25 protein-coding genes and 2 pseudogenes are annotated in these 22,687 nt (G+C 30.4%); 9 read left to right on the top strand and 18 right to left on the bottom strand.

Annotated elements, in window-relative coordinates; translation table 11 throughout:
- Positions 1 to 261 precede the first annotated feature (261 nt).
- On the bottom strand, positions 262 to 1,059 hold the full coding sequence (locus ACFVR2_RS23150; protein WP_387367382.1) for an alpha/beta hydrolase family protein: 798 nt from the start codon (positions 1,057 to 1,059) through the stop codon (positions 262 to 264).
- Between the two features lie 820 nt (positions 1,060 to 1,879).
- Here ACFVR2_RS23150 and ACFVR2_RS23145 point away from each other — a divergent pair.
- A complete protein-coding gene (locus ACFVR2_RS23145) occupies positions 1,880 to 2,401 on the top strand; it encodes a hypothetical protein (RefSeq protein ID WP_387367379.1) in 522 nt (173 codons plus the stop codon).
- A 535-nt stretch (positions 2,402 to 2,936) separates the two neighbouring features.
- Here the strand turns inward: ACFVR2_RS23145 and ACFVR2_RS23140 are convergent.
- Both ACFVR2_RS23140 and ACFVR2_RS23135 read right to left on the bottom strand, forming a co-directional pair.
- Positions 2,937 to 3,356: a hypothetical protein gene (locus tag ACFVR2_RS23140; protein WP_387367376.1), complete on the bottom strand. Its 420-nt coding sequence runs from the start codon at positions 3,354 to 3,356 to the stop codon at positions 2,937 to 2,939.
- Positions 3,357 to 3,507: 151 nt separating this feature from the next.
- Positions 3,508 to 3,735 (bottom strand): hypothetical protein, encoded by a 228-nt coding sequence (locus ACFVR2_RS23135; protein WP_387367373.1) that lies wholly within the window; start codon positions 3,733 to 3,735, stop codon positions 3,508 to 3,510.
- 270 nt (positions 3,736 to 4,005) lie between these two features.
- Here ACFVR2_RS23135 and ACFVR2_RS23130 point away from each other — a divergent pair, with 270 nt between their 5' ends.
- Together ACFVR2_RS23130 and ACFVR2_RS23125 are read left to right on the top strand one after the other, a co-directional pair.
- The gene (locus ACFVR2_RS23130; RefSeq protein WP_387367370.1) at positions 4,006 to 4,359 is read left to right on the top strand and encodes an IS110 family transposase; all 354 of its coding nucleotides are present in this window, start codon (positions 4,006 to 4,008) and stop codon (positions 4,357 to 4,359) included.
- A gap of 12 nt (positions 4,360 to 4,371) precedes the next feature.
- Positions 4,372 to 5,133: pseudogene (locus tag ACFVR2_RS23125) on the top strand (IS110 family RNA-guided transposase); the annotation flags it as partial.
- An 864-nt stretch (positions 5,134 to 5,997) separates the two neighbouring features.
- Here the strand turns inward: ACFVR2_RS23125 and ACFVR2_RS23120 are convergent.
- The 5 genes and pseudogenes from ACFVR2_RS23120 to ACFVR2_RS23100 all read right to left on the bottom strand — a co-directional run.
- Positions 5,998 to 6,783 carry a GNAT family N-acetyltransferase gene (locus ACFVR2_RS23120; RefSeq protein WP_387367367.1) on the bottom strand — a complete coding sequence of 262 codons (786 nt, stop codon included), beginning with the start codon at positions 6,781 to 6,783 and terminating at the stop codon, positions 5,998 to 6,000.
- 514 nt (positions 6,784 to 7,297) lie between these two features.
- Positions 7,298 to 7,474 carry a hypothetical protein gene (locus ACFVR2_RS23115; RefSeq protein WP_387367364.1) on the bottom strand — a complete coding sequence of 59 codons (177 nt, stop codon included), beginning with the start codon at positions 7,472 to 7,474 and terminating at the stop codon, positions 7,298 to 7,300.
- Between the two features lie 89 nt (positions 7,475 to 7,563).
- Entirely contained in the window at positions 7,564 to 7,755 is a 192-nt protein-coding gene (locus tag ACFVR2_RS23110; RefSeq protein ID WP_387367362.1) for an amino acid transporter, read from the bottom strand.
- A gap of 171 nt (positions 7,756 to 7,926) precedes the next feature.
- Positions 7,927 to 8,376: a hypothetical protein gene (locus tag ACFVR2_RS23105; RefSeq protein ID WP_387367359.1), complete on the bottom strand. Its 450-nt coding sequence runs from the start codon at positions 8,374 to 8,376 to the stop codon at positions 7,927 to 7,929.
- A 564-nt stretch (positions 8,377 to 8,940) separates the two neighbouring features.
- Positions 8,941 to 9,230 (bottom strand): annotated as a pseudogene (locus ACFVR2_RS23100) (hypothetical protein); the annotation flags it as partial.
- A gap of 406 nt (positions 9,231 to 9,636) precedes the next feature.
- Between ACFVR2_RS23100 and dltX the strand changes: the two are divergent.
- Genes dltX through dltD form a run of 3 tightly spaced genes read left to right on the top strand, consistent with a single transcriptional unit; the run spans position 9,637 to position 12,225 of the window.
- Positions 9,637 to 9,792, top strand: coding sequence for a teichoic acid D-Ala incorporation-associated protein DltX (gene dltX / locus ACFVR2_RS23095; protein ID WP_387367356.1), 156 nt, complete (start codon positions 9,637 to 9,639; stop codon positions 9,790 to 9,792).
- A 32-nt stretch (positions 9,793 to 9,824) separates the two neighbouring features.
- The gene (dltB, locus tag ACFVR2_RS23090; protein WP_387367353.1) at positions 9,825 to 10,973 is read left to right on the top strand and encodes a D-alanyl-lipoteichoic acid biosynthesis protein DltB; all 1,149 of its coding nucleotides are present in this window, start codon (positions 9,825 to 9,827) and stop codon (positions 10,971 to 10,973) included.
- A gap of 34 nt (positions 10,974 to 11,007) precedes the next feature.
- On the top strand, positions 11,008 to 12,225 hold the full coding sequence (gene dltD, locus ACFVR2_RS23085) for a D-alanyl-lipoteichoic acid biosynthesis protein DltD (RefSeq protein ID WP_387367350.1): 1,218 nt from the start codon (positions 11,008 to 11,010) through the stop codon (positions 12,223 to 12,225).
- Between the two features lie 105 nt (positions 12,226 to 12,330).
- On the opposite strand, the gene dltC is transcribed toward dltD, so the two are convergent.
- The 3 genes from dltC to ACFVR2_RS23070 form a co-directional block, all read right to left on the bottom strand.
- The gene (gene dltC / locus ACFVR2_RS23080) at positions 12,331 to 12,573 is read right to left on the bottom strand and encodes a D-alanine--poly(phosphoribitol) ligase subunit 2 (protein ID WP_387367348.1); all 243 of its coding nucleotides are present in this window, start codon (positions 12,571 to 12,573) and stop codon (positions 12,331 to 12,333) included.
- Positions 12,574 to 12,711: 138 nt separating this feature from the next.
- A complete protein-coding gene (locus ACFVR2_RS23075; protein WP_387367345.1) occupies positions 12,712 to 13,191 on the bottom strand; it encodes a PaaI family thioesterase in 480 nt (159 codons plus the stop codon).
- A gap of 278 nt (positions 13,192 to 13,469) precedes the next feature.
- On the bottom strand, positions 13,470 to 13,976 hold the full coding sequence (locus tag ACFVR2_RS23070; protein WP_387367410.1) for a hypothetical protein: 507 nt from the start codon (positions 13,974 to 13,976) through the stop codon (positions 13,470 to 13,472).
- Positions 13,977 to 14,509: 533 nt separating this feature from the next.
- On the opposite strand from ACFVR2_RS23070, the gene ACFVR2_RS23065 reads away from it, so the two are divergent.
- Both ACFVR2_RS23065 and ACFVR2_RS23060 read left to right on the top strand, forming a co-directional pair.
- Entirely contained in the window at positions 14,510 to 14,716 is a 207-nt protein-coding gene (locus ACFVR2_RS23065; protein ID WP_387367342.1) for a helix-turn-helix transcriptional regulator, read from the top strand.
- Complete coding sequence (locus ACFVR2_RS23060; protein ID WP_387367339.1) at positions 14,713 to 15,144, top strand: hypothetical protein; 432 nt, start codon at positions 14,713 to 14,715, stop codon at positions 15,142 to 15,144. Before ACFVR2_RS23065 ends, ACFVR2_RS23060 begins: the two co-directional genes overlap by 4 nt.
- A gap of 192 nt (positions 15,145 to 15,336) precedes the next feature.
- On the opposite strand, the gene ltaE is transcribed toward ACFVR2_RS23060, so the two are convergent.
- Positions 15,337 to 16,359: a low-specificity L-threonine aldolase gene (ltaE, locus tag ACFVR2_RS23055; RefSeq protein ID WP_387367336.1), complete on the bottom strand. Its 1,023-nt coding sequence runs from the start codon at positions 16,357 to 16,359 to the stop codon at positions 15,337 to 15,339.
- Between the two features lie 113 nt (positions 16,360 to 16,472).
- The gene (locus tag ACFVR2_RS23050) at positions 16,473 to 17,480 is read right to left on the bottom strand and encodes a helix-turn-helix domain-containing protein (RefSeq protein ID WP_387367333.1); all 1,008 of its coding nucleotides are present in this window, start codon (positions 17,478 to 17,480) and stop codon (positions 16,473 to 16,475) included.
- A gap of 285 nt (positions 17,481 to 17,765) precedes the next feature.
- Between ACFVR2_RS23050 and ACFVR2_RS23045 the strand changes: the two genes are divergently transcribed.
- Entirely contained in the window at positions 17,766 to 18,920 is a 1,155-nt protein-coding gene (locus tag ACFVR2_RS23045) for a tyrosine-type recombinase/integrase (RefSeq protein ID WP_387367330.1), read from the top strand.
- Between the two features lie 135 nt (positions 18,921 to 19,055).
- Here the strand turns inward: ACFVR2_RS23045 and ACFVR2_RS23040 are convergent, their stop codons facing one another.
- The 5 genes from ACFVR2_RS23040 to ACFVR2_RS23020 form a co-directional block, all read right to left on the bottom strand.
- Positions 19,056 to 19,325, bottom strand: coding sequence for a hypothetical protein (locus ACFVR2_RS23040; protein ID WP_387367327.1), 270 nt, complete (start codon positions 19,323 to 19,325; stop codon positions 19,056 to 19,058).
- A 3-nt stretch (positions 19,326 to 19,328) separates the two neighbouring features.
- Positions 19,329 to 19,715, bottom strand: coding sequence for a hypothetical protein (locus ACFVR2_RS23035; protein WP_387367324.1), 387 nt, complete (start codon positions 19,713 to 19,715; stop codon positions 19,329 to 19,331).
- Entirely contained in the window at positions 19,715 to 20,086 is a 372-nt protein-coding gene (locus tag ACFVR2_RS23030; RefSeq protein ID WP_387367321.1) for a DUF2089 domain-containing protein, read from the bottom strand. The genes ACFVR2_RS23035 and ACFVR2_RS23030 overlap by 1 nt, the downstream gene beginning before the upstream one ends.
- A gap of 317 nt (positions 20,087 to 20,403) precedes the next feature.
- Complete coding sequence (locus ACFVR2_RS23025) at positions 20,404 to 21,252, bottom strand: MerR family transcriptional regulator (protein WP_387367318.1); 849 nt, start codon at positions 21,250 to 21,252, stop codon at positions 20,404 to 20,406.
- Positions 21,253 to 21,329: 77 nt separating this feature from the next.
- Positions 21,330 to 22,496 carry an MFS transporter gene (locus ACFVR2_RS23020; protein ID WP_387367315.1) on the bottom strand — a complete coding sequence of 389 codons (1,167 nt, stop codon included), beginning with the start codon at positions 22,494 to 22,496 and terminating at the stop codon, positions 21,330 to 21,332.
- Between the last annotated feature and the right edge of the window lie 191 nt (positions 22,497 to 22,687).

Raw genomic sequence — 22,687 nt, 5'->3', positions numbered from 1 at the left:
ATCCTTCAATTCCGAAAGGAACTGTCTAGCCTTTACTAGAGTAATGTGACCATTCTCCATTTAAACTAGAAACATTTCGCACAACTAAACTGCCAAATAGCAAAATAGGAGCTAATCGTTCAATTAGCTCCTAAATCCTTGTTCAACTAAAGCATGCATTCGTCCCACTCTTGTAACCATAATAAAGTCTTGTATGTACAAGACTTTAAGTTTTGTTGAATCTAAATTATGTTGGTTTTCCATACATTATTTTAAGACCAATCATTCATTTAACAGGTTTAATATTGATTTTATTACTACATGCCATGCATCCGATTTTGGATTAATGATATTAAAGTGGTCCGCGTCTTGGATGGTATTAAGAATAACATTGTCCCCTGCTGCTTTTGCAGCTTTTTCAAACTCCATACTAATACGAATCGGCACATGAATATCAAGTGAACCGTGAATAAGGACAAGTGGTAGACTAATGGGTAAGAGAGAAATTGGTGAGCCTTCTTTATACCTACTTTGATAGTCATTTGGAGGTCCACCCATTAGATCACGCGTTGGATTTTCTCCAACTTCTGTCTTCAATTCTTTTAGTTGATGAATTTCGTACATAAGGTCCAAATCGACTACTCCCGCAAGACTAATTGCACCTTTCAACCTCAATGGATTTTTGGTATTTTTTACAATGCTATTTTGAGGAAGTTGATGTCTTGCAGCAGTCCATAAGGCTAGATGTCCACCAGCAGAATGTCCGATCGTAAAAACCTGCTGTAATTCAAGTGGATAGGAATCAGCAAGAATTCGAACAAAATCCACCGCTTGACCACAGTCGTGAAAAGTACCTGGCCAACCTCCTCCTTCTTGTCCAACCCGACGATATTCAATATTCCATGTGGCTATACCTCGAGCCGTTAAATCTTCAGCAAATTTATCCAATTGATCTAGCTTAAATTGTTCTCTCCAAAAACCTCCATGAATAATAATTGCAACTGGAAAAGGACCATTACCTGCAGGCAACCTTAAGTCTCCAAATTGATTTTCATCTTCTCCATAAGCAATTCGATGCATAATTTTCTTTCCTTTACATTCATATTTTGTATTATTTTACCATTAAATTTATCCTTTGGAAGAATGCTGCTTATTTTCCTTACATACGATGTCATTTACTTATTCCTATTTCAGTTTTCCTTATGCAACTATCGCATGTATTTTTTCAATAAGGACCTTCTCCTCTATTACATATAATCTCCTTATTATTCATCAAAATTATTAATTTATTTTCAAAAGGATATATTTAAATGACATTTTTGGGCAATTTAATACTGGTAAAATTTTTAAAAAACAAGTTTAGCTCAATATAATTGAGCTAATAATTATTATTTTTTATTATTTGATGATTGTACCTATATTACTATTAAGGTGGAAGTGGATAACTTCACATTAAAAACCTACTACGTCATACGGAAAAAGTACATTAAAGGTGAATTCTATACGATCAATCATTGTATAAAGATTCTTTTATTTCCTCTAACTATATTTTGTATTTGGCTTGGCTGCATAGATAAAAATATGCAAATAGTAATATTTGGTCTAGTTTTCTTTTTAATAGCAGCAATATGTGATTATTAAATTTACGGTAGAGATTCAAAATAATTTGATTTTCTATCTTAAATGTAATACTTGTTAGCATAAAAAAACAAAAGTTCCTTCTTGATTAGAAGGGACTTTTTTATCAATTATTATGAATGCTAAAGAACTTATTCATACAACAACACTAATGAGAAAATCAAATGAAAATCTATTAAAATACGGCATTCTCTTTAAGTATTTCTTTTGTAATTTAGGGGATAATTTGTAAGTCTAAGGAATTTATTAGGAGGAAATATCAATGATTTACTACAATAGGTTTGGAACAAAAAGAGAATTAACAGTCGGTGAAGGCGATCGTGTAGAAATTATTAAAAGAAGTGACATTTATTGTATTAATGAGGAAGAACCTATTTATTATTCAGGGACGATAACGAAAATCGATTATGAAGATTTAAATAGAGTTCCAGAAAAAGAACCTGTTGGTATTTGGGTAAAATTTGATAAGGATAACGTATTTAACGATGGTGAAGAAGAATTTGTTGCTCTTGCTGAGATAGAGGAATTGTTTAAGAAAATGTATGACATTGTTGGTTATGCTATGGTAAATGAAGGAGTTACGTTAAGCATCACAGGAGAAGGTATAGGAAAAATCATAAACTTTGATTATCAAAATGGAAGTTTATTACCTGTATCAATTCAAGATGGTAGTGGAGCAGAAAAAAGAACTATTACTAAAGCTGATGAAGAATTAATTCAAGAACTCATGCGTTATGGTACACCACAAAAGTATTTTCATTATGTACTTTCTCAGTCAAAATAAGTTCTACATAACGACTACATTAAGAATCCTCAATTGTTATCAAGACCTAATTTATAAAAAAACTTAAAAAATAATACATTTAACAAAATATCCATGTGTATTATGTAAAGGTTGCAGATTCAAAAAAAAGGCACATTAGTTAAAATGCCTTTTTTTTTATTTCAAACTAAAATGATTTTGAATTTATGATCGAACGATGGGCACGTAATTAAAAAACTTACGCATGCGTTCGTTGCATAACGAATTTAATATATATTTTTTTATGGGATACTATGTTCACTCTTTGTAATTTTACCACTATTACCATTTACATAATCTGTTCCACTTTCATAATTACTCTTTCTCTCCCATTTAACCACATATTTTCCATTTTTTTGAGTTACAGAAACTATTTTGATTTTGCCAAAGTTATCATTTTCATACGATTCCTTATACAACTAATCTGCCATTTACTTCAATAAAAAAGAGCATCAATTAAGTACTCTTTGTATTCAACTATCGCATCAGTTAGTTGAATAAGATTTTAAATATTTTTTTATATTTCGTTCAATTTTTTTCTTAGTTTACTAATACCTTTTAAAACCTCTTCTCTATTTTTTGCGCTCTTGATCCAATTAGGCAATCTACTCGCTATACTTTTATTAATGTTTGGCACACGTTCTCTTAAACTTGCACTAACATAGTTCTCTAAAAAATCTAGATGCTCTTCATTGTATGCCCAAAGTGTTTTGCCACAACAATGTGTCTGTAACCACAAACTTTCTTGACCACCGATGCTACTAAAAAAGTTCGATTCAGAAACAATTCCACACTTTTGACAAGCTAACTTTAGTTTCGTTTTATCAGCCACCCAGGTTATTTTTGTACCCTTTTTACATTGTGGACATTCTACAAGAATATGATTATAAAAATCACCAATCCATTCTCCTTTATCCCTAAACCTTGCTTTTCCCATCTAGTTACTACCTTTCTAAAACTAATAATTTGAACCTTAAACGGAAGCTTCACTTCATAGTAATTTCTTTTTTTAAACTTTGGCTTTTTTTGATGTTAAATAAAATTTAGGGAGGTACCTTATTAGATACTTCCCTTGGTTTATGCCAGTATTATTTTTTTCTAAACTTTAATAATGGACTTGTATCGCTTAAATCAACGAAGAAAGGAAATAAGAACAAAATAGGAAACGCATACGATGCAAAATGAAATGTGTTATCAGACATATATTGTGTTCGTAAGCAATACAGGCAATCTTTTCCATTTCCATTTCTTTGCATAAAAAGAGACCATACATCTTTTGCACTCCACTTTGTTTTACAATACGTACAACGTGCCATAAAACTCCTCCTATCTTATATCTTTATTTTATATATATAAGTTCTATTTATAAAATCATTTCCCTACTTATTCTACTATTCTGCCAGTTTGTTCAATAAAAAACGAGCCACTTTCGTAACTCGTGATCTTCAACTATCGCATGCGTTAGTCATAATGAACGAAACGGCTCCTTTTGCTTAGCGTAGGTTGCACTTGGCAATAATGGGAGTTAAGTAAAAGCCTACCCATTCCAAATGTAGAGCTACAAACAAAAAGGAGCCGTTTATATTATGAAGGATAGTCAAAAATTTATTGGTTTAGACGTTTCAAAAGACATTATTTCTGTTGGTATTGCTGAAGAAGGACGTGGTGAACCACGATTTCACGGTAATATTCAAAACACACCTGAAAGTATTCGTAAACTTTTTAAGAAGTTAGGCGATCCAGAAAAGCTACTAGTTTGCTATGAAGCAGGTTCATGCGGGTATTGTATTTACCGTCAGCTTTTATCAATGGATATAGAATGTATTGTAGTTGCACCTACTCTAATTCCGAGAAGAGCTGGTGATCGAGTAAAAACAGACCGTCGTGATGCACTAAGACTAGCTCAGCTTCTTCGAGCTGGAGAGCTAACTTCTGTTTGAGTACCTGATGAAAACCATGAAGCTTTAAGAGATTTAATTCGTGCTCGATTTGATACTCGTGAAGATTTACAAAGAGCACGTCAAAGACTTGTTCACTTCTTACTACGTCATGAAATTCGCCCACCTCAAGGTGTTAAAAATTGGACAGTCAAATATCGTACTTGGTTGAATACACTTACTTTCGAAAAAACTTCTTTACGTATTGTATTCCAAGAATATCTTCACTCCATTTACGAAGTTGAGGAAAGGATGAAACGAATTGAAGCACAGATTCATGAAGAAGCAATAAAAAGCGAACATGCGCCTGTCATTCAAGCACTTCAGACATTAAGAGGAATAGCTGAGATTACGGCAGTAACACTAGTCGCTGAAGTTGGGCAATTTTCTCGTTTCTCAAATCCAAGGCAACTAATGTCTTATGCAGGACTTGTTCCGAAAGAATATTCCAGTGGATCAAACCGTTGGCAAGGTTCCATTACCAAAGTTGGAAATTCTCATATCCGACGTTCTTTAGTGGAAGTTTCTTGGTCTTATCGCCATCGTCCATCACTAAAAGGTGAATTAAAAAAGAGACAAATTGGTCAACCACTCGAAGCACAAAGAATTGCCTGGAAAGCTCAACACCGTCTTAATTTAAAATACAGTCGAATTACTGCTAGAGGGAAAACAGGTAAATTCGCAGTAGTCGCAGTCGCTCGAGAATTAATTGGATTTATATGGGCAATTGGTTGTAGTATCGAAGGTACACAATTATCCCAATCAAAAGTTGCTTAAAAGTAAAACCACACTAATCATTAAATATTAAATTAATAGAGTCTAATAAATATTGAAATCTTGGCTCGGAGGCAAATTCGGTAAGGAGAACCCTCTTGTGCAACTATGCATTAGGTTTAATAACTGAACATGCGCCGTTAGATCGAGGCAGCTCCGTAACGGATAAAATGAAATGTGGTAACCAACCCACGCATATCAGACTGTAAATCACCGTTAATTAATTTGCCTTCGTGCCAAGCTTTTAAGACATTATCTTTTCTTTAGAAACTAAAAATATCTACTATTATAAAGTTGCCATTCACAGACTTAGAAAATCTAATTTTTAAATTCTAGGTTGGTAGTCCTAATTTAAGTCTGTCTAAAAATTGAAAAATCCCTAAATTAAAGCCTTTTTGGTTTGGTGGTTTGACAGTTTCGTTCATATCAGTTGCATAAGAATTTATTTATTTATTTATTTTCCGATTCATTTATCAACTTACAAAGATATCCGACTTGTCTTTTGATAAAAAAGTTCTTTACTGAATTTATTAAAAATGTCGATAAATTAGCTGAAAATGATAAAAAAGTTCTTTACTAATTGTAATATATGTAATAATTCTGCCCATCTATTGTAATTAAACTGCTGTGATATATGTTAGCTTACTATTATGGGTATTCATGTACTCAGATGAAGTTTCTCTAACTGCAATAAAGTCTTGGCTTCTAGTGAATCATTTATTAGAAAAAATGTCCTTCTTAAAATGTTCTGACACAACAAAACGAGAATCCAAATAGTTATCAATGATGTCTTTCCTTATTGCTTCAATTTGGACTCAAGTATTAATTGAGTTGATTGAAAGTAGGTTCAACTAAGGCATGTGAAAATTACTCTTTAAAATATACTGCATAGTGAATAGGTTCTTCAAACCCTAACTTTTCTGCTAATCGTATTGAGCCAAAATTATCAATATCACATTCCCAACGAGGAGCTAAACCTTTATTTATACAATCTTGTATATACATTTTTGCAGCAATAAAGGCAAAACCCTTCCCTCTATATTCTTCTTTAGTTGCAATGTCTATTTCGGAGAATAATTCATTAGCAAATACAGATGTACACTCACATACAGACACTTCTTTATGTAAAACACAAATTCCAAAACCATTTTCTAAATAATTTGAAACAGAATCCCAGTAATGCTTATAGTAAATTGGTTTAAATCCAACATTTGACTGAAGTACATTTTCATCAATTTTTTTTAATGAATAGTCTTGTGGTAATTCATAATTATCTAGTATTTCTTCTTTAAATTTAAACGTAAAAGAATATCGATCCAACTTAGTTAATTTGTTATTTAAAAGGTCATTAATTAATTGATTCCAAGAACCTGATGAAGAATATAAAATAAAAGGTAATTCCTTCTCTTCTACTCTATCAATATAAAATTCCTTTAACCAATAGTTAAAAGAAATATTTGATGTTTCTCCAATTACACAGTAGAATCCTGATTTCGTACCAATAAAAATGGATTTTGGAGTTTCGATATGATCAACAAATACATCACCATCTACTATCTCTTGCAAAACTGAATAAACAAACGTAGGTGTATAATTTATTGAAATAATTAAAGGGAAAATATTTTTATATTCTTTATTATTTAATTTAATCATTGATTCACCTTTCTTTATCGTCGTTTTTAAATTTTATTATGCCAACAATAGCTTTATGCCCATGCCATTAGTTTTGTTATCCTATTCGGCTAACATCACTAGAGTTCCTTCTTATCCGCTGTTATACTATTCAGTTAATCTGCCTAGCCACAACTAATGCAAACTACTCGATTACTTTCCAGGTTCGATAATGTTTGAACCAACTACCTCGGCAATCTTCTTGGGTACACCCAAATCAACTAAAGTTTCAGCATTTGTTTTTTTGTTCTTTTCCACATCCTGCAAGTAATCCAATAGATAAAATACCGCATATTATTAATCTTTTTATATAATTCTCCTTCGTATAAAAACTCCTAACAAATGCTATTTCGTGAACAAACCAATTTTTACCTACTTTATTCTTCAACTAAACTACCGAAAAAGTTTAAATAGACAAAATAAAAACTACTATTACAATTGTCTGTAATAGTGGTCAACTAATTTGTTACTAGAATATTACATTCAGTAAAGAACTTTATAATCTAGTAAACAAGAATTTTCTCCAGTAAAGGACTTTGTTATCCAGAAATACGACTATATACTCTCTTTTTGTAGTTTCTTCGATATCATTATTTTCAACAAGGTCATCAATGCCTTTACTAATTACATTCCATAAAGGTGTATTTTCAAATTTTACATATGGATGTGACATCCTATTTCCTCCTTGTGTCTTAGTTCAACTAAAGCATGCGTTAGCTTAATAAGAAAATGCCACCAAAGGGTGGCAGTAAAATGCATCTGTTAGTGTAATAAATTTAAAATAAATATTAACAAGATAGATATTGATAAGAAACCAGCAAAAAAATATCCAATATATTTTATTGGTTTAGGCAACCCTTTTACGGTTTCCTTGTTAAAAGCATTAGCAGCATTTCCTTCAATCTTGTTAAAGTGATCTATTACATCATTAAATGGTTTGTTTTCTTCTTTCATAAAACAACCCCCTTTTTCCATATTTTAACATATTTATTTATTTTATTATTGTATTAATGTAAATTCTTATTTGAACTATTCTGCCAGTTAAGACAACAAAAAAAATGACCGACTAAACTGTCGATCATTATCTTCAACTAACGCATGCGTTTAGTTGCATAAGGATTTATTTTAAATATTTGAAATGAAACTAATTATTTCTCTCTTATCTTTCCAAATTAAAAAGGCAGCAATACTTATAGTTAAAAATAGATATAATAGCCCCATTAAACACATCATGAAGAAAAAAGGTTGATATAGACTAACTTTCATTACTGTGGAACCGATTGAAATAAATAAGATTATCATAATAATAGGGCTCATAAAGTTTCTAAAATAATAGTTTTTGAAATATCCTTGAATGAGCAATTCTTCATTGTTTTTTTCAATTTTCCCAATGAACTTTATCGCTTTATAATTTCTATATGAGCGTCTTCTTTCAACTTCTATGTTATCACCATTCAAAATACCTTTAAATTTTGCGAAAGGTTTTCCATCTAAATTTTCTTTTAAATATAAAGATACGTCATTATAATCTCTTTTTATATTAAAAATTATTTGTTCTTCAGATGAACTGCTCATAAACAATTTTCCCCGTTTCTATTTCATCCAGACAGTTAATAATCTTATTTTAATCATAGCATAACAGCTTGATTCTTATTCAACTAAACTGCCATTTACTTTAATAAAAAAAGCCGCATATTAGCAGCTCATGATCTTCAACTATTGCATGCGTTCGTTGCATAAGAGTGGTTAAAATTTCAAAATCAATAAATTCAATTATTTAATACTTGTTTTCTTTGACCTTGATATCGACTTACTAATTATAGTTATACTATTACCAAAAAACAAAGCAATAAAAAAAATTAATTTATCACTTACTTTACCATGAAGAAAAGTATAGATTAGTATTCCGCAAATGAAGAGCATGATAATAAGAAATATATCCATTTTGTTCATTTTCACAACCCCTAATTCGAAAATTGATAAGTTAATTATCTTTTGCTTCGAAACACACGTCAATTGGGTTATATTTTGTGAATTTCATCACATCTTCAAATATATAATCGCCTTTATTTAAAGATTATTTATTCAACTAAACTGCATTAGTTGAATAAGAATAGGTGACAACTCTGCCTGTATCACCTATTTAAACGATTCAAAGAAACTCGAAACCCATTTAGTATTATTTTCTTCTGCCAGAATTAGTCTTTGGATAAGTTCTTTCTTTGATAATTTCATATATTTTTTTGAAGACCATCCAGATTACGGTTTGGTTTTATTTTATGAAATTCAATATCCTCGGTGGTAATTGAACAGTTAAATTTACTATTTCTGCTATTATTTTTTTGCTTATGAGTTATACTATGTTGCTTGTAATATTCATATAAATGTTCGTTTGAACGGATGGTGTTTGGATGAATCCCATTCCCTTCCTGACCATTTCCGAAACTAGAAGTAACTACAAGTATTTTTGGTTGCTTCATCACTTTTAATGAGCCACCCTTCTTTTTGTTACACAATTTATAAAGCTTATTATGGAAACATTATATATTTTGAAAATTAAATTTCGCGGATTCTATTATGAATAATCACTGTAATTTTGATTAAAAAAATTTAATTTTTAAACACTTCTTCATATCAAAAAGATGCCTATAAAAAAACAATAATGAGTTTAATGGCCAAACATTAAATTATAGTGAAATTGATTAAAAAAAAATAATCTTTTTTGCTTCTTTACTGTGCTATTATATAGCAATGCTATACATTTCACGTACTTATAAACAAATTAAACCTTCAATTTTAAACTTAAAATTATCCTGATTAAAGGCGGAATTAACTATGAAAGAAAAGAAAACAAATCGAGTTTATAAAAATGCGATGTTTATTCAATGGTTTTTTAAAACTAGTTATTATTTGATGATCATCATATTACTAATCTATTTTTACATTTGTAATTCCTCTAGCTCATCTTCATTTATTTATAATGAATTTTAATTTTATAATCTACTATCTATAGAGGTATTCAAATGACACCATACGGAAATTTACTATATTTTATATTATTGATGTTATTATTCTTACCAATTGTTATTTATGGGTTAAAAGGAAAAAAGATAACATTTTACAGTACTCTTGTGGGCTGGACACTTATTTTACTTATTTTTAAAGATGATTTAAAACAGTTGCTATTTTTTATATGTTTTACTATTTTCCAATCAGTATTGGTCATTAACTATAGTAAATATCGTGAGAAATACAATAATCCTCGTGTTTTTTATTTTTTAATTGCGTTAACCTTATTACCGTTAATTTTAACAAAGGTTCAGCCATTTTTTATTTCAAAATCAATAATTGGATTTTTGGGTATTTCCTATGTAACTTTCAAAACAATTCAATTACTAATCGAAATAAGGGATGGATTAATCAAATCGTTAACAGTCTTTGAGTTTCTACAGTTCTTTTTATTCTTCCCGACTTTTACGTCTGGTCCGATTGATCGATATCGAAGATTTGAGAAGGATGTTAAGAATAGCTTTGAAGCTGGAGAATATAAACGGTTTTTATTTAATGGTATCAACTTAATTTTTCGAGGGTTTCTTTATAAGTATATTATTGCTCATGCTATCAATTTGTATATTATTTCAAATGTCTACTTACAAGAAGACCTATTTGTATTAAAACTTTTATACATGTATGCATATAGTTTATATTTGTTCTTTGATTTTGCAGGTTATAGTGCTTTTGCAGTCGGAGTTAGCTTTTTATTAGGAGTTCAAACACCACAGAACTTTAATAAACCATTTTTAAGTAGAAATATTAAAGATTTTTGGAATCGTTGGCATATGACATTATCATTTTGGTTTAGAGATTATGTTTATATGAGGCTAGTTTTTCTCTTGCAAAAAAAGAAAATAATAAAAAATCGATATGTTATCTCGTATATTTCTTACTTTACCTTATTTTTTTTAATGGGTCTTTGGCATGGACTAGCATTGCATTTCATTGTTTATGGTATTTACCATGCTATTTTAATTATTTGCTACGATCTATTTGAAAGGAAAAATAAAGAAAAGAAATTAATTCCTCGAACAAAATTCACAGATATACTTTCAATAATTATTACATTTCACTTTATTTGTTTTGGCTTTTTAATTTTTTCAGGAACTTTATTCTAAAACAAATAAATAGATATCAAATGAGGAGTTATATATGAAAAAACCTACTTTCGGTCCAATGTTTTTGGCTTTTATAGTGGTTATTTTAATAATTACCATTCCAAATCAATGGTTATCTACATTAGTTACAAATCGAACAGCTAGGCATCTATCTAGCTCGCTTAGTCCTGCTATCTTCCAAGGTATTACAGTACAAAGACAAGTTATGAAGGATCCTACTATTATACCTATTTATGGTTCGTCTGAACTTTCAAGATTTGATCAGTTTCATCCTTCAAATTATTTTAAGGTATATGATCCAAAATATACACCTTTCCTAATTGGAAGAGGAGGAACTCAATCATTAATACATTTCCTTAGTTTATCTGCTAACTATTCAAGTTTAAAAGGGAAACAGATAATTTTTATAATTTCACCTCAATGGTTTAATAAAAGAGGATTAGATGAACAACGTTTTAACCCAAATTTTTCAAAATTACAAGCAATTGAATTTGCAAATAATAATAAAATCCCTATGGATATAAAAAAAAGAGCAATTAATCGATTACTTGATTATTCAATAGTAAGAAATGATAAAATGCTTGTGACTTTGATGAGGCAAGCACTTGGAATGAAAACAGAAAAGCTGACTAATAAACTAATTACTAATAATTTAGTCAATCCTTATTTATCAATTATAAATAAACAAGATGTACTTACATCAAAATTTAATTTTATCAGTAATTTTAAAATAAATAATTACTCAACTTCAAAAAATAAATCATATAAAGAGCTGATGGCAATTGCAGAAAAAGAAGGAAAGAAAACAGCAACCAATAATCCATTTTATATTAGAAACAGTATTTATACATTGCATTTTGCTAATAAAATTAATCAATTAAAAAACTCTAATTCTACACTTTCCTATAAAGAATCACCTGAATATAAGGACCTACAACTGGAATTAGATTTATTAAAAAGTGCTGGCGCAAAACCACTTTTCATATCTATTCCAGTAAATGGGTACTTTTATGATTACGTTGGTTTTAAAAAAGAAGAGCGTACTTTGTATTATAAAAAAGTATCTAAAGAAATTCGTGATTCTGGATTTGAAGTTGAAGACTTATCGAACCATGAATATGATAAATATTTTTTCATAGATTCGCTTCATTTAAGTTTAAAGGGATGGGTTTATGTGGATCAAGCAATGGAATCTTTCTTGCACAATAAAGAAAAAGTTAAGAAAAAATCTCAAAACTTAGTGGTTAACTGATTGACAATGAACAAAATATGTATATGAAATTGAATAGAGGCCAAAGTAAAAAGCTTCCGAACACAACATTTGAGTGTTCGGAAGCTTTTTCTAAAATTTTTTATTTTAAGCAGCCATATTTTCTAAAATTGTTATAATTTTATTTGGTGTAGACCACTCACCGCGATCAAAATCAGAAATTGTTACATCTATCCCTAATTTATCTTCTATCTCAACAAGTAAACTAACAGTTCCAAATGAATCTAACAAACCTTCTTCAAATAAAAGTACTTCCGGATTTTCTACTATTTCTTCTGTATTACATAAATCAGTCAAAATAGCTAATACTTGTGCTCGAATATTTTTCATTATGTATTGCTATAGTTGGATCATGGTTAGGGAAGCGTTTTCGTATTCCTGCAGGGGCTTTGATAGTACCATTGATACTTCTTGGGGCAATTTTGAGTACGTTGAAACCATTTCAAGGGCTACCCCACCCGAATTGTTTTATTTTAAAAATGTGATAGGCATTACAACAAGTACTACCTCTCCACGTGCACAAAGAATATCATTTGCGAATAATTCTGTATGAACTTTCCATTTTTTAGGATGGATTTCTTCAACAGTTCCAACTGCTTTTAATGGAACATCTTGTGGAGTTGGTTTAAGATATTCCACATTGAGAGCAGCGGTTACAAATCTAGGTGGTACTGATCCATCTCCAATTTCGTTCCCATTCTTACGGTGTAAAGCAAGTGAGGCAGAACCTGTCCCGTGACAATCAACTAACGAAGCAATTAGTCCACCATAAATAAAACCTGGAATTCCCATGTACTTTGATTCGGGTGTAAAGATCGTAACAGTTTTATCCCCTTGCCAACCAGTACGAAGATGATGACCATCTTTATTTAATCGACCACATCCATAACACCAAGCGAAATCATCGGGATAGATATCTTGTATTGCTTTTTCAATTATTTCTTCCATCATTCATCCTCCTTAATAACTTATTATGTAAAATTCAACGTAATATGAGCAATTGTTCGGTCATATTGTACTATAAATATATACAAGGTCATCTTAATGCACAATAGTTTCCTGATAATTCCGTTAATATTAACTATACTTTTATAGTAGGGTAATATTTTTCAAGTTTCCAATTAACTAACTATCGATAATAAAAAATAGTTTACAATGAGACCAGTAGCGGGACATGGTCTTATATTTAGACATTAAGAAATATGAATCAAAATGCTACCACAACTTTAATAAGTACTCCAATAGACATGCTCAACTATTGGTTCAAAGTTAGATACTTTAATGAAATTCAATAGAATATCTGTATTATTTGTTCCAATATGTTCATCTTCATCAACATTGTAATATTGAATAAATTCAACTTTGTAAATGCCACTTTCAATCTCAATTCTATAATTTGAGCAATTTATATCAGGTACTTTTTCATCTTCAAACTGAGCTGCCAAAGTGAGACATCCATAGTCTACCAAATATAATTGATTATCTGTTACCTCTATGTAGCTTACAGCCCTACGAAAACATTTAGGACTAATTTCTTTAGCTCCAAATTTAATGTCAATTTCCCAAGAATGTTCAATACCTTCTTCAGTCATTTGAAAAACCAAAATATGTCCTTTTTTCATTTCATTTGCAAAATGTTTTAAGAGAATATTCAACTCCCAATCTTTATCCACGAATGATTTATATCGTTTGGCATTTACTAAACCAATAAAATTGGTATCATCAAATTCCATACAGTATTTCATAGTTTTTCCTCCCCTTTATAACAAAAATAAGTATAACCTTGATTGGATCGCCATACTGTGAACTTTCATTTTTAACTAAAGTATAATAAGGATGTTTAACCTTTGTGTGAAAGATCTTTGGTTTTTTCTTTAAAACTATTCATCGGTAATTCTTCATGATATTTTCCAGAACATTTACATACAAAACCATTACTCAAGTGATTGCCCCCAATACGTTTAACTAATTTAATAATATACTAACTTTTATTTTTGATGAAATAGAGCATCATTAATGAAACTAGACTGCCATTTATCAAAATAAATAAAGCTGCATTATAGCAGCTCATGATCTTAAATATTTGTCATGCGTTCGTTGGATAAGGTCGATTTATAATTTGTTAATATTTGTACAAATTCCTTTTCTGTCTCAAAAAGATCGTCATATTTTCCCCTTAAATGGAAAGTACGCTTGACATCACTTTTGTTACACCATAAGCTTAATTTACGGAAAGTTAACTTTCCATAACAAAGGGGGGAACAAGTTGCTAAACCGTTTAGAAGAAATCCGGAAACAACGCGGAATTAAGCAAGAGGAATTAGCAACAACACTTGAAGTGTCAAGGCAAACGATCGGTTCACTAGAAAACGGGCGTTATAACCCATCTATCCTTTTAGCGTTCAAGATTGCTCGTTTTTTCGGTATGAGTATCGAAGAAATCTTTATATATGAGGAGGATAAAAGTATATGAAAAAAAATAATTCGATCTATTATTTTACCGTAGTAGCCTTAGTACTACTAGTAGTTGGTATATACTTCATCAAAACAAATGATCATCCACATGGTTTGCAGCGAGTGTTGCCTTCTCTCTTTTTTGGTCTTGGTTGTAGTATTTTTGCTCACTGTATCGGAGAAATATTGATCCGTTTGGTTATGAAGTATAATCCCGTCGCATCAAAGCAGATCGAGATTGACAAGAAAGATGAGCGTAATTTGGCAATCGCTAATCAAGCAAAGGCGAAAGCATATGACATGATGGTTGTTGTGATTGGAGCGTTAATTTTAGCATTTTCCTTGATGGATATGGATTTAACAATGTTGTTGCCATTAGTTATTGCATATTTGTTTTTCCTTGGATATAACAGTTTTTACCGTGTAAAGTATTATAAAGAGATGTAATATAATTCATGTAACACCTTTCGCAAAGTCATGTTTACCGTAGGCATGATTTAGCCCCACTTTCTTTATTTGATAATTCATTATTCAATTAAATCGCCAACTAGTTGAATAAAAAGATTTCCATTTGTACTAAAAAAGTCTCCAAAACAAAAAAAGAGGAATTCTCCTCTTTTTTTATTTCAAACCCAAAGTTCAAATTGATTTCATCACACAAATTACTTTATCAATATCATTTTTCGAAATCCAGTAATGTGTAGCAAAACGCATCATGCCATCTTCATCCGGCGCAAAAATGATCATTCCGTTCTCTTTAAAAATTTGTTCAATATCCTCGGGACTTCTTCTCATATCAGTCATTTGGAAGAATACTAAATTGATATGAAGTTGAGATGTGTCAACATTAATTCCTGGGATTTCACTTAGTTTATTAGCTAAATATAGCGCATTTTCATGATCTTCATTTAATCGTTTCGTCATTTTTTCTAATGCGATTATACCAGCGGCTGCTAAAAATCCAGATTGTCTCCAGCCCCCGCCTAATAATTTACGTTTCTTTTTCGCTTTTTCAATAAATTCTTTACTTCCAGCAAGTATTGAACCTACTGGAGCACAAAGACCTTTTGATAAACAAAACATTACTGAATCACTATATCGAGATAATTCTTTAACATCTGTTTTTAAATAAGTAGCAGCGTTAAATATCCTTGCACCATCTAAATGAACAGGAATATTTGCATCTTTTGCTATGTTATAAACTTGCTTCATATAGTCGATATCAACTACAGATCCATTTGAATAGGCATTTTCTAAACAGATTAATGAAGTTTCTGGATAATGAATATCATCAGGTCGGATCGAATGTTTAATTCGTTTAATATCCATTTTGCCATGAGTTGTTTGTAATGTTCTTAAGTGAACACCGGCAATAATTGAGGCTGCTCCTACTTCATGTTCGAATATATGACAATCCTCTCCAAGAATGACTTCAGTACCACGATCGCAATGTGTAAACAATGCTAGCTGGTTACCAAATGTTCCACTTGGTACAAATAAAGCAGCTTCTTTCCCAATCATAGAAGCAGCTAGAATTTCCAATTTTTGCACAGTTGGATCATCTCCATATACATCATCCCCAACTTCTGCTAAAAACATAGCTTGTCTCATTTCATCTGTAGGATTTGTTACAGTATCACTTCTTAAATCGATAAACTTCATTTTCATTCCCCTTTTTACTATTTTCAGAATTATCTAAACTAGTTTGATAGACGCATCGAGATTTGAATTCTCATACAAGTACCCACCTCATTGTCGGAAATTGGAGGGTGAATTTAGACATTAAATGAGTTATTTTTTTCAAATTCCTTTAAACCCATAAGCAAAAGCTTCTCAGTAATATCCTCAATTCCTGTGTGATGTTCTAGTGCAATTTGTTTAATTTTTTCTTTTATTGAATCTTTCACGAAAATAGTTAGTTGTTCTTTATTACTCGTAAACACAATAAAACCTGGTCTAGTAGAAAGCTTACCATCAATTAAACAGTTTTGTAAAATTTCAAAATCTTGTTCAATTTGGGCATCAAGATATGGTAATTTAATTGGTTTTATCTCGACCTTAATGGAGTTGTTCATTATATAAAGATTCATATTTTGATGTCCAATCTGTTTATAAAATGCATCGATAATGCCAAAAATCGGAGCACTAATTGACTGAGGTATTGGAAATTGAAAAGTGATCATGCCTCTTTTAGTACTATGATTGGCTTTCTTCATTTCATTGGCCTTTCTAAAACCACGGCTTGTAAGTTCTTCTTTATTTAAAAGTTCACCCATATTCGTTTTTGCTACAATCTCTCCAGTCTCATTAAGCTCTATGATTCGAGCTTTTTCGTTCGAGTTTGGAATTTCATATAATCCGAATAAGTAAAATTCTAAGTCTTTTGTAAAAAAAGACTTTTTTCTTGTTGCATTTTTTTGTGAGAATTTTAGATTTTCAATTTCTTCTTCTGGAATAAAAACAGTTAGTCTACCTTTAAAATTTACTTTAGTTGCGTTTATTTTCCCAGCTTTTATATATTGATGGATCGTTGCTTTTGATACTCCTAATAAATTAGCTGTTTCAAGAACAGTTAGTCCTACTGGTTTTACAGTTTGGGATTTTAACTGATTAAGATCCTCTAGGTAAAACCTCATTGTCCCATCGATTTGCCAATCTTCATAAACAAGGTTAAGTTTCCCTGCCTTTACATAATTGTAAATCGTTTGTTTCGATACACCTAACAGTTCTACAGCCTCATTTGTTGTAACAATCTCTTTCATTTTTTGATCTTGTTCTAACATTTGAATTCTTCCTTTTTCATTGTTTTATAGACTCATTATATCATAATTATTTCCAACAAATTGTTAAAAAGTAATTAAATAGATACAAATAAATCTATTTATTTATAAATAATAAATTATACGTGATTTGTTACAGGTTGAATAATAGTGTATTTTTCTACCTTATTATTTTAATGCATTTTTATAATTATAAAAAATCGAATTAAATTATTTAATTGGAAATGGTATTCGAATTAATACTATAAATACAATGATTTATGTATAATAGATTATGAGGTGAGTAATTTGTTAGTAAAATCAAACCTACTTATTAGAAATTCAATACATTTACCAGCTATGAAACTTAATGAATCTAACATAATTGCGTATTTAATTGATGAAACATACTTTCCTACTCTTTTACAAACAAAGTTTGAAAATGAAAAAAATCATCGTATGATCTATGAAGGTTTTACGGATTTAGATATGATCTACTACTTTGTTCATCAAAGAAAAGATATTCAAAAATCAAAACAACGAAAAGAAAGTACAAAGATGGAGTACATACGAGAATTACTGCAGTTTTATCGATACTTATTAAAGAGTGAAGAATTTTTGCGTCAGGATGTAGAATCTTATATAGAAACTTCCTTTTTCAAAAATTTAAAACAAAGACATATCGATTCATATCAACAATGGCTGTCTACTTATCAGTACGGACCGAACAAACAACAATATCGTGTTACAACTCTTTCAAGAAAACTTGTCATATTAAAAAGCTTTTTTAAGTTTTTATTTGATAGTCATTACGTTCAAGTACCTTTATATACTCGAATATTGAATGCAAAAATTACAAAGGATGACTTGCCAAATCGTGATTTAGAAGAAAGTGAAGTTAAAGGATTATTGCATTTTTATAATGGCAATATTTTAAAAACGACTATTATCAAATTATTAGCTACAACTGGTATGCGAATTCGAGAACTAGCTGAGGCAAATTGGGGTAAAGTTACAAAGGATTCAAACGGTTATTGGCTCGAAATTGTTGGAAAAGGAAATAAAAAACGTGAAGTTAAATTATTAAATCATGTATTTGTAGATTTATGTAAACTAAGGAGTCGCCGTGGTCTATCAAATCAAATTTCAAAAACTGATTCAAGTCCATTCTTTCCAAATAAACTGAATCAACATTATTCGTTTAAATATTTATCAAAATATGTAATTGAAATGATAAAAGATTCTGAGTTAACGTTTGTAAAAGATCATAATCGAACGAACAATATTAGTCCTCATTTCTTTCGACATCATTACGCTTGTCGTTCAATTGAAAAAGGAGCTAGTATATATCAAGTTAGTCGAAGTTTAGGTCATGAAAGTATTCAAACGACTGAACTTTATTTAGCAAAAATGATGAATCGAACTCAAAATGCAAGTAATGTTTGGGATGATGCAGAATATTAAAAAGAAACCCCATTTTTGAAAAAAGGGGTTTCTTTTTATACTTTATACTTGTTTACATAATATTATTATTAGTAAATCAGTTTAAAACAATTTGGTAAATAAGAATATATAAATTAGTGACTAAAAAATTGAACTTTAAAGCTTTACGATTACCTCTGTTCCATCTTTTAAAATCGTATCAACAAGGATCACTCCGCTGTTTTTAGAAAGTCCCTGTAGTAACGGTTTCAAATCTTTTCTATTAATTTCAGGGAAATTGAATTTGCTGCCATTTTTTTTTATTGCTTTATTTACTAAACGATTAAGCAATTTAGATGTGATGATCATACTAGCTAAATTTAAAACCGAATAAGGAACGGGAATGGAGAATCGCTTTCCATCTATTTTCAACTTGACCTTTAACATAATTTACTCGATCACAACAAAAACTTTATCACCGTTAGATGAAGTGATGTCAACGATTTGTCCGACCATTTCGTTTTCGATCGCTTCGATTAGCAGATCAATGTTAATATCTTTTACATATTTTTCAGCCTCTGGAATTTTTTCAGCAATATTTGTACCTACTTTTAAAACAGCCTTTACAAGATTAATCGGTACATTCACATTAACATTATCTCCTACTTCAGAGTTAACACGAATCTTTAACATTTTATTTCCATAGGCTTCTTTTTTTAGTGATACGCGTTCTGGCTGATCTTTATCTTGTAAAATATTAATTAATTCACTTGCTTTATCCTTATCAATCTTACCATCTTCCATCAACGTTAAGATTCTTGAAATCTCGTCTTTCATTATAAGTCCCCCTCTTTTAATAATTGAATGGCTTTTTCAGCCGTAATTTCGCCTTTTTCTAATAACGTTACAATTTTTGATTTATCTATTTCTGGTTTCTTTTGAGTGGAATATCCAAGAGTAGAAATAATTTCATCTAATTTCCCTCTGACAGTCGGATAAGAAATTCCTAGTTCCTTTTCGACCTCTTTGATATTTCCACGACATTTAAGAAAAATCTCAATAAAATGAAGTTGTTCTTGACCTAGAGCCGCTAATCTTGATACTTCAAATTCATTTTCGATCGTTGTCTGACAATGATTACACTGTAGCTTAGTAATTTTAAGTGCCTTGCTACAAACAGGACAATTAGTGAGTAAAGGATACGACATACTGTTCTCCTTTCTTTTATTTAATCATATCATACACTATATATTTAATTTTTCAAACAAAAATTTAAAATTATTTATAAAAATTTATATTTAAATTAAATAATTCAATTTTTATATTAAATAATTTGATTTGCCGATCGTATAAATTAAATTTCTCTATAAACCTTTCACTTTTTATTCAATATTTCAATTTGTATATTAAATAAATTTATTCTTGGATCATAAAAGTAAAAAAAAGACTCTTTAAGGAGTCTGTCTAAAATCTTTAATAAGCTCGTCATTAATCTAAGAGCTTTTAAGATCGTATTTTATTCTATCTATTCTCTTTCATCATCGACCAATACTCTCATTTCAATCAAAAATTCTTCTTTTTGATTCGGTGAATAATTATTATGTATTAATGACTCATATATATCACTTTTTATCGTTATTTGATGTTTGTCTATATAGTTAATAAGTCTTTGTAAGTTTGTAAAATAATCATCAGATGATACGCTTTTATAGGTAATGCATATGAATTTTCCTTCGGGGATTGTTGAAACCTCTGTACCCGGCAAAAGTAGTGTAGTTTGTTTTTTTGTTAAAACGGGTGTAAATAAATATTGATATGATACTTCATTAACATGTGTATAAAATTTATATGGCACAATGGCACCATACCCATTGTTCCTAAAACCTTCTGTAGATGCAGCAAATTTCTTCAATTTACTGTATGAAGCATTTAAAATATTTTTCGGGTCAATCCCATTAGCTTTCGTCTGAATGATTTGCATTTCTTCTTCATACGAAAAAAACACTTCACCAAAATGTGGATAATCCTTTTGTTTTAGTAATCCCTTTTTTGCATTTGCGATGATTTTTTTAATTTCGATTAATGAATCAATTTTTTCTCTTACAATTTTTTCTTGTTCTGTTAAAAAGGAGAAAAATTCATCTCTTTGTAGCCCCTGTACTTCTTTCATCTCTTCTAAAGGAGTACCAATATATTTGAGTGATTTTATTAAATCGAGAAGATGAATTTGTGAGTCTTTGTAATATCGATAATTCGTATCTGGATCGACATACGCGGGTTTAAATAAGTTGATTTTATCATAATAACGGAGTGCTTTAATCGAAATATTAACTAATTTAGATACCTCACCTATTGTATATAGTTTTTCCTTCACTTCAATCACCTCCACATTCTTATTTTAGCAAAAGAAGCATATTCTTTATTCGAAAATATAGAATATGCTTTGTTAATTTATTGTGCTGTTCGATACACTGGCATTTTCCAAGCGATTGTTAAACCAACGCCACTCGCTAATAAGACTGTTGCAAAATAAAAAGGATAGTTTAAGTCTATATCAAATAGGATTCCACCTATTATTGGTCCTATTACATTCCCAAAACTAGTGAACATTGAATTCATTCCACCCACAAAGCCTTGTTCATTACCTGCAATCTTAGATAAATAGGTTGTAACAGCTGGACGCATTAAGTCAAAGCCTAAAAATACTGTAATCGTCACTAGTAAAATCATAAAATATGAGTTTACTAGTGTCATCATAAACACTAGTATTGTAGAAAGGATTAAACTATATCGAATTAATCGTATTTCTCCCATCCATTTTGTTAATCGATCAAATAATGCTAATTGAGCAATCGCACCAATAATCCCACCACCAGTAATCATGATTGCTATGTCTTTCGGTGTAAAACCAAATTTATGATTAGTGAACAGTGAAAATAATGATTCAAAAGCAGACAAACCAAATTGTGAGATCAATATGACCATAAACGAGATAAAATACATCGGTGCAAAAACACGTTTAAATCCTGGTTTTTGTCCTTTTTCTTGAATACTTTCTTGATTTCGTTCAGGCTCAGGAAGAACTGTAATAGATAAGATCACTGCGAAAATGGCCAATCCTGCCGCAAAGAAAAACGGAATGCGTGGACCATATTCTGCTAAAAATCCTCCAACACCTGGTCCAACAATAAAACCTGTTGAAATTGCAGCCGACATATAGCCGAGTGCCTTTGCTCTTGTGTCGACCGTTGTAACATCTGCTATAAATGCTGTTACAGCTGGCATAATGAACGCCGCACTTATTCCGCCTAACATACGTGAAATAAAAAGGACCTCAATCGTTTTACCCATTCCGAATAAAAACTCTGAGATACTAAAGATTAATAAACCAATTATAATCATTTTTTTTCGTCCGAACTGGTCTACCCAGCGACCTGCAATTGGTGAAAAAAATAATTGTGTAATAGCAAATGCAGCTACCATATATCCCACAATTGTACCTGATATATTTAACTCATTCATAATTGATGGTGTTACTGGAATTACTAATCCAATCCCTAAAAAAATAATGAATAAATTCATTAATACTAAAGATAACATTATGTTTTGTTTTTTCATTTTAACTCAACTCCTTTTAAAACTCTACAAAACATAATGTAAAGCCTCCTCTGAGGGGAGAGTCAATCGTTTTTTTTTATCACTTTTATTACTATTTTTATGAATTCGCTTTCTTAAATTTATTTATTTCTTGAAATATAAAAAAGAGCCTCTTTGAGAGAAGCTCATAGTTATTGGTACTTTGCATTCAG

Origin of the sequence: Gottfriedia sp. NPDC057991 (assembly GCF_042886615.1) — a bacterium.
Classification (GTDB): Bacteria; Bacillota; Bacilli; order Bacillales; family Bacillaceae_G; genus Gottfriedia.
Note: the sequence above shows the minus strand (reverse complement) of the source record. Positions and strands in the feature narration are given on the sequence as shown.

What these genes read in the sequence shown, in the direction of transcription:
- ACFVR2_RS23150 (WP_387367382.1), bottom strand. Translation starts at nt 1,059, where the DNA reads ATGCATCGAATTGCTTATGGAGAAGATGAAAATCAATTTGGAGACTTA.
- ACFVR2_RS23145 (WP_387367379.1), top strand. Translation starts at nt 1,880, where the DNA reads ATGATTTACTACAATAGGTTTGGAACAAAAAGAGAATTAACAGTCGGT.
- ACFVR2_RS23140 (WP_387367376.1), bottom strand. Translation starts at nt 3,356, where the DNA reads ATGGGAAAAGCAAGGTTTAGGGATAAAGGAGAATGGATTGGTGATTTT.
- ACFVR2_RS23135 (WP_387367373.1), bottom strand. Translation starts at nt 3,735, where the DNA reads ATGGCACGTTGTACGTATTGTAAAACAAAGTGGAGTGCAAAAGATGTA.
- ACFVR2_RS23130 (WP_387367370.1), top strand. Translation starts at nt 4,006, where the DNA reads ATGAAGGATAGTCAAAAATTTATTGGTTTAGACGTTTCAAAAGACATT.
- ACFVR2_RS23120 (WP_387367367.1), bottom strand. Translation starts at nt 6,783, where the DNA reads ATGATTAAATTAAATAATAAAGAATATAAAAATATTTTCCCTTTAATT.
- ACFVR2_RS23115 (WP_387367364.1), bottom strand. Translation starts at nt 7,474, where the DNA reads ATGTCACATCCATATGTAAAATTTGAAAATACACCTTTATGGAATGTA.
- ACFVR2_RS23110 (WP_387367362.1), bottom strand. Translation starts at nt 7,755, where the DNA reads ATGAAAGAAGAAAACAAACCATTTAATGATGTAATAGATCACTTTAAC.
- ACFVR2_RS23105 (WP_387367359.1), bottom strand. Translation starts at nt 8,376, where the DNA reads ATGAGCAGTTCATCTGAAGAACAAATAATTTTTAATATAAAAAGAGAT.
- dltX (WP_387367356.1), top strand. Translation starts at nt 9,637, where the DNA reads ATGAAAGAAAAGAAAACAAATCGAGTTTATAAAAATGCGATGTTTATT.
- dltB (WP_387367353.1), top strand. Translation starts at nt 9,825, where the DNA reads ATGACACCATACGGAAATTTACTATATTTTATATTATTGATGTTATTA.
- dltD (WP_387367350.1), top strand. Translation starts at nt 11,008, where the DNA reads ATGAAAAAACCTACTTTCGGTCCAATGTTTTTGGCTTTTATAGTGGTT.
- dltC (WP_387367348.1), bottom strand. Translation starts at nt 12,573, where the DNA reads ATGAAAAATATTCGAGCACAAGTATTAGCTATTTTGACTGATTTATGT.
- ACFVR2_RS23075 (WP_387367345.1), bottom strand. Translation starts at nt 13,191, where the DNA reads ATGGAAGAAATAATTGAAAAAGCAATACAAGATATCTATCCCGATGAT.
- ACFVR2_RS23070 (WP_387367410.1), bottom strand. Translation starts at nt 13,976, where the DNA reads ATGGAATTTGATGATACCAATTTTATTGGTTTAGTAAATGCCAAACGA.
- ACFVR2_RS23060 (WP_387367339.1), top strand. Translation starts at nt 14,713, where the DNA reads ATGAAAAAAAATAATTCGATCTATTATTTTACCGTAGTAGCCTTAGTA.
- ltaE (WP_387367336.1), bottom strand. Translation starts at nt 16,359, where the DNA reads ATGAAGTTTATCGATTTAAGAAGTGATACTGTAACAAATCCTACAGAT.
- ACFVR2_RS23050 (WP_387367333.1), bottom strand. Translation starts at nt 17,480, where the DNA reads ATGTTAGAACAAGATCAAAAAATGAAAGAGATTGTTACAACAAATGAG.
- ACFVR2_RS23040 (WP_387367327.1), bottom strand. Translation starts at nt 19,325, where the DNA reads ATGTTAAAGGTCAAGTTGAAAATAGATGGAAAGCGATTCTCCATTCCC.
- ACFVR2_RS23035 (WP_387367324.1), bottom strand. Translation starts at nt 19,715, where the DNA reads ATGAAAGACGAGATTTCAAGAATCTTAACGTTGATGGAAGATGGTAAG.
- ACFVR2_RS23030 (WP_387367321.1), bottom strand. Translation starts at nt 20,086, where the DNA reads ATGTCGTATCCTTTACTCACTAATTGTCCTGTTTGTAGCAAGGCACTT.
- ACFVR2_RS23020 (WP_387367315.1), bottom strand. Translation starts at nt 22,496, where the DNA reads ATGAAAAAACAAAACATAATGTTATCTTTAGTATTAATGAATTTATTC.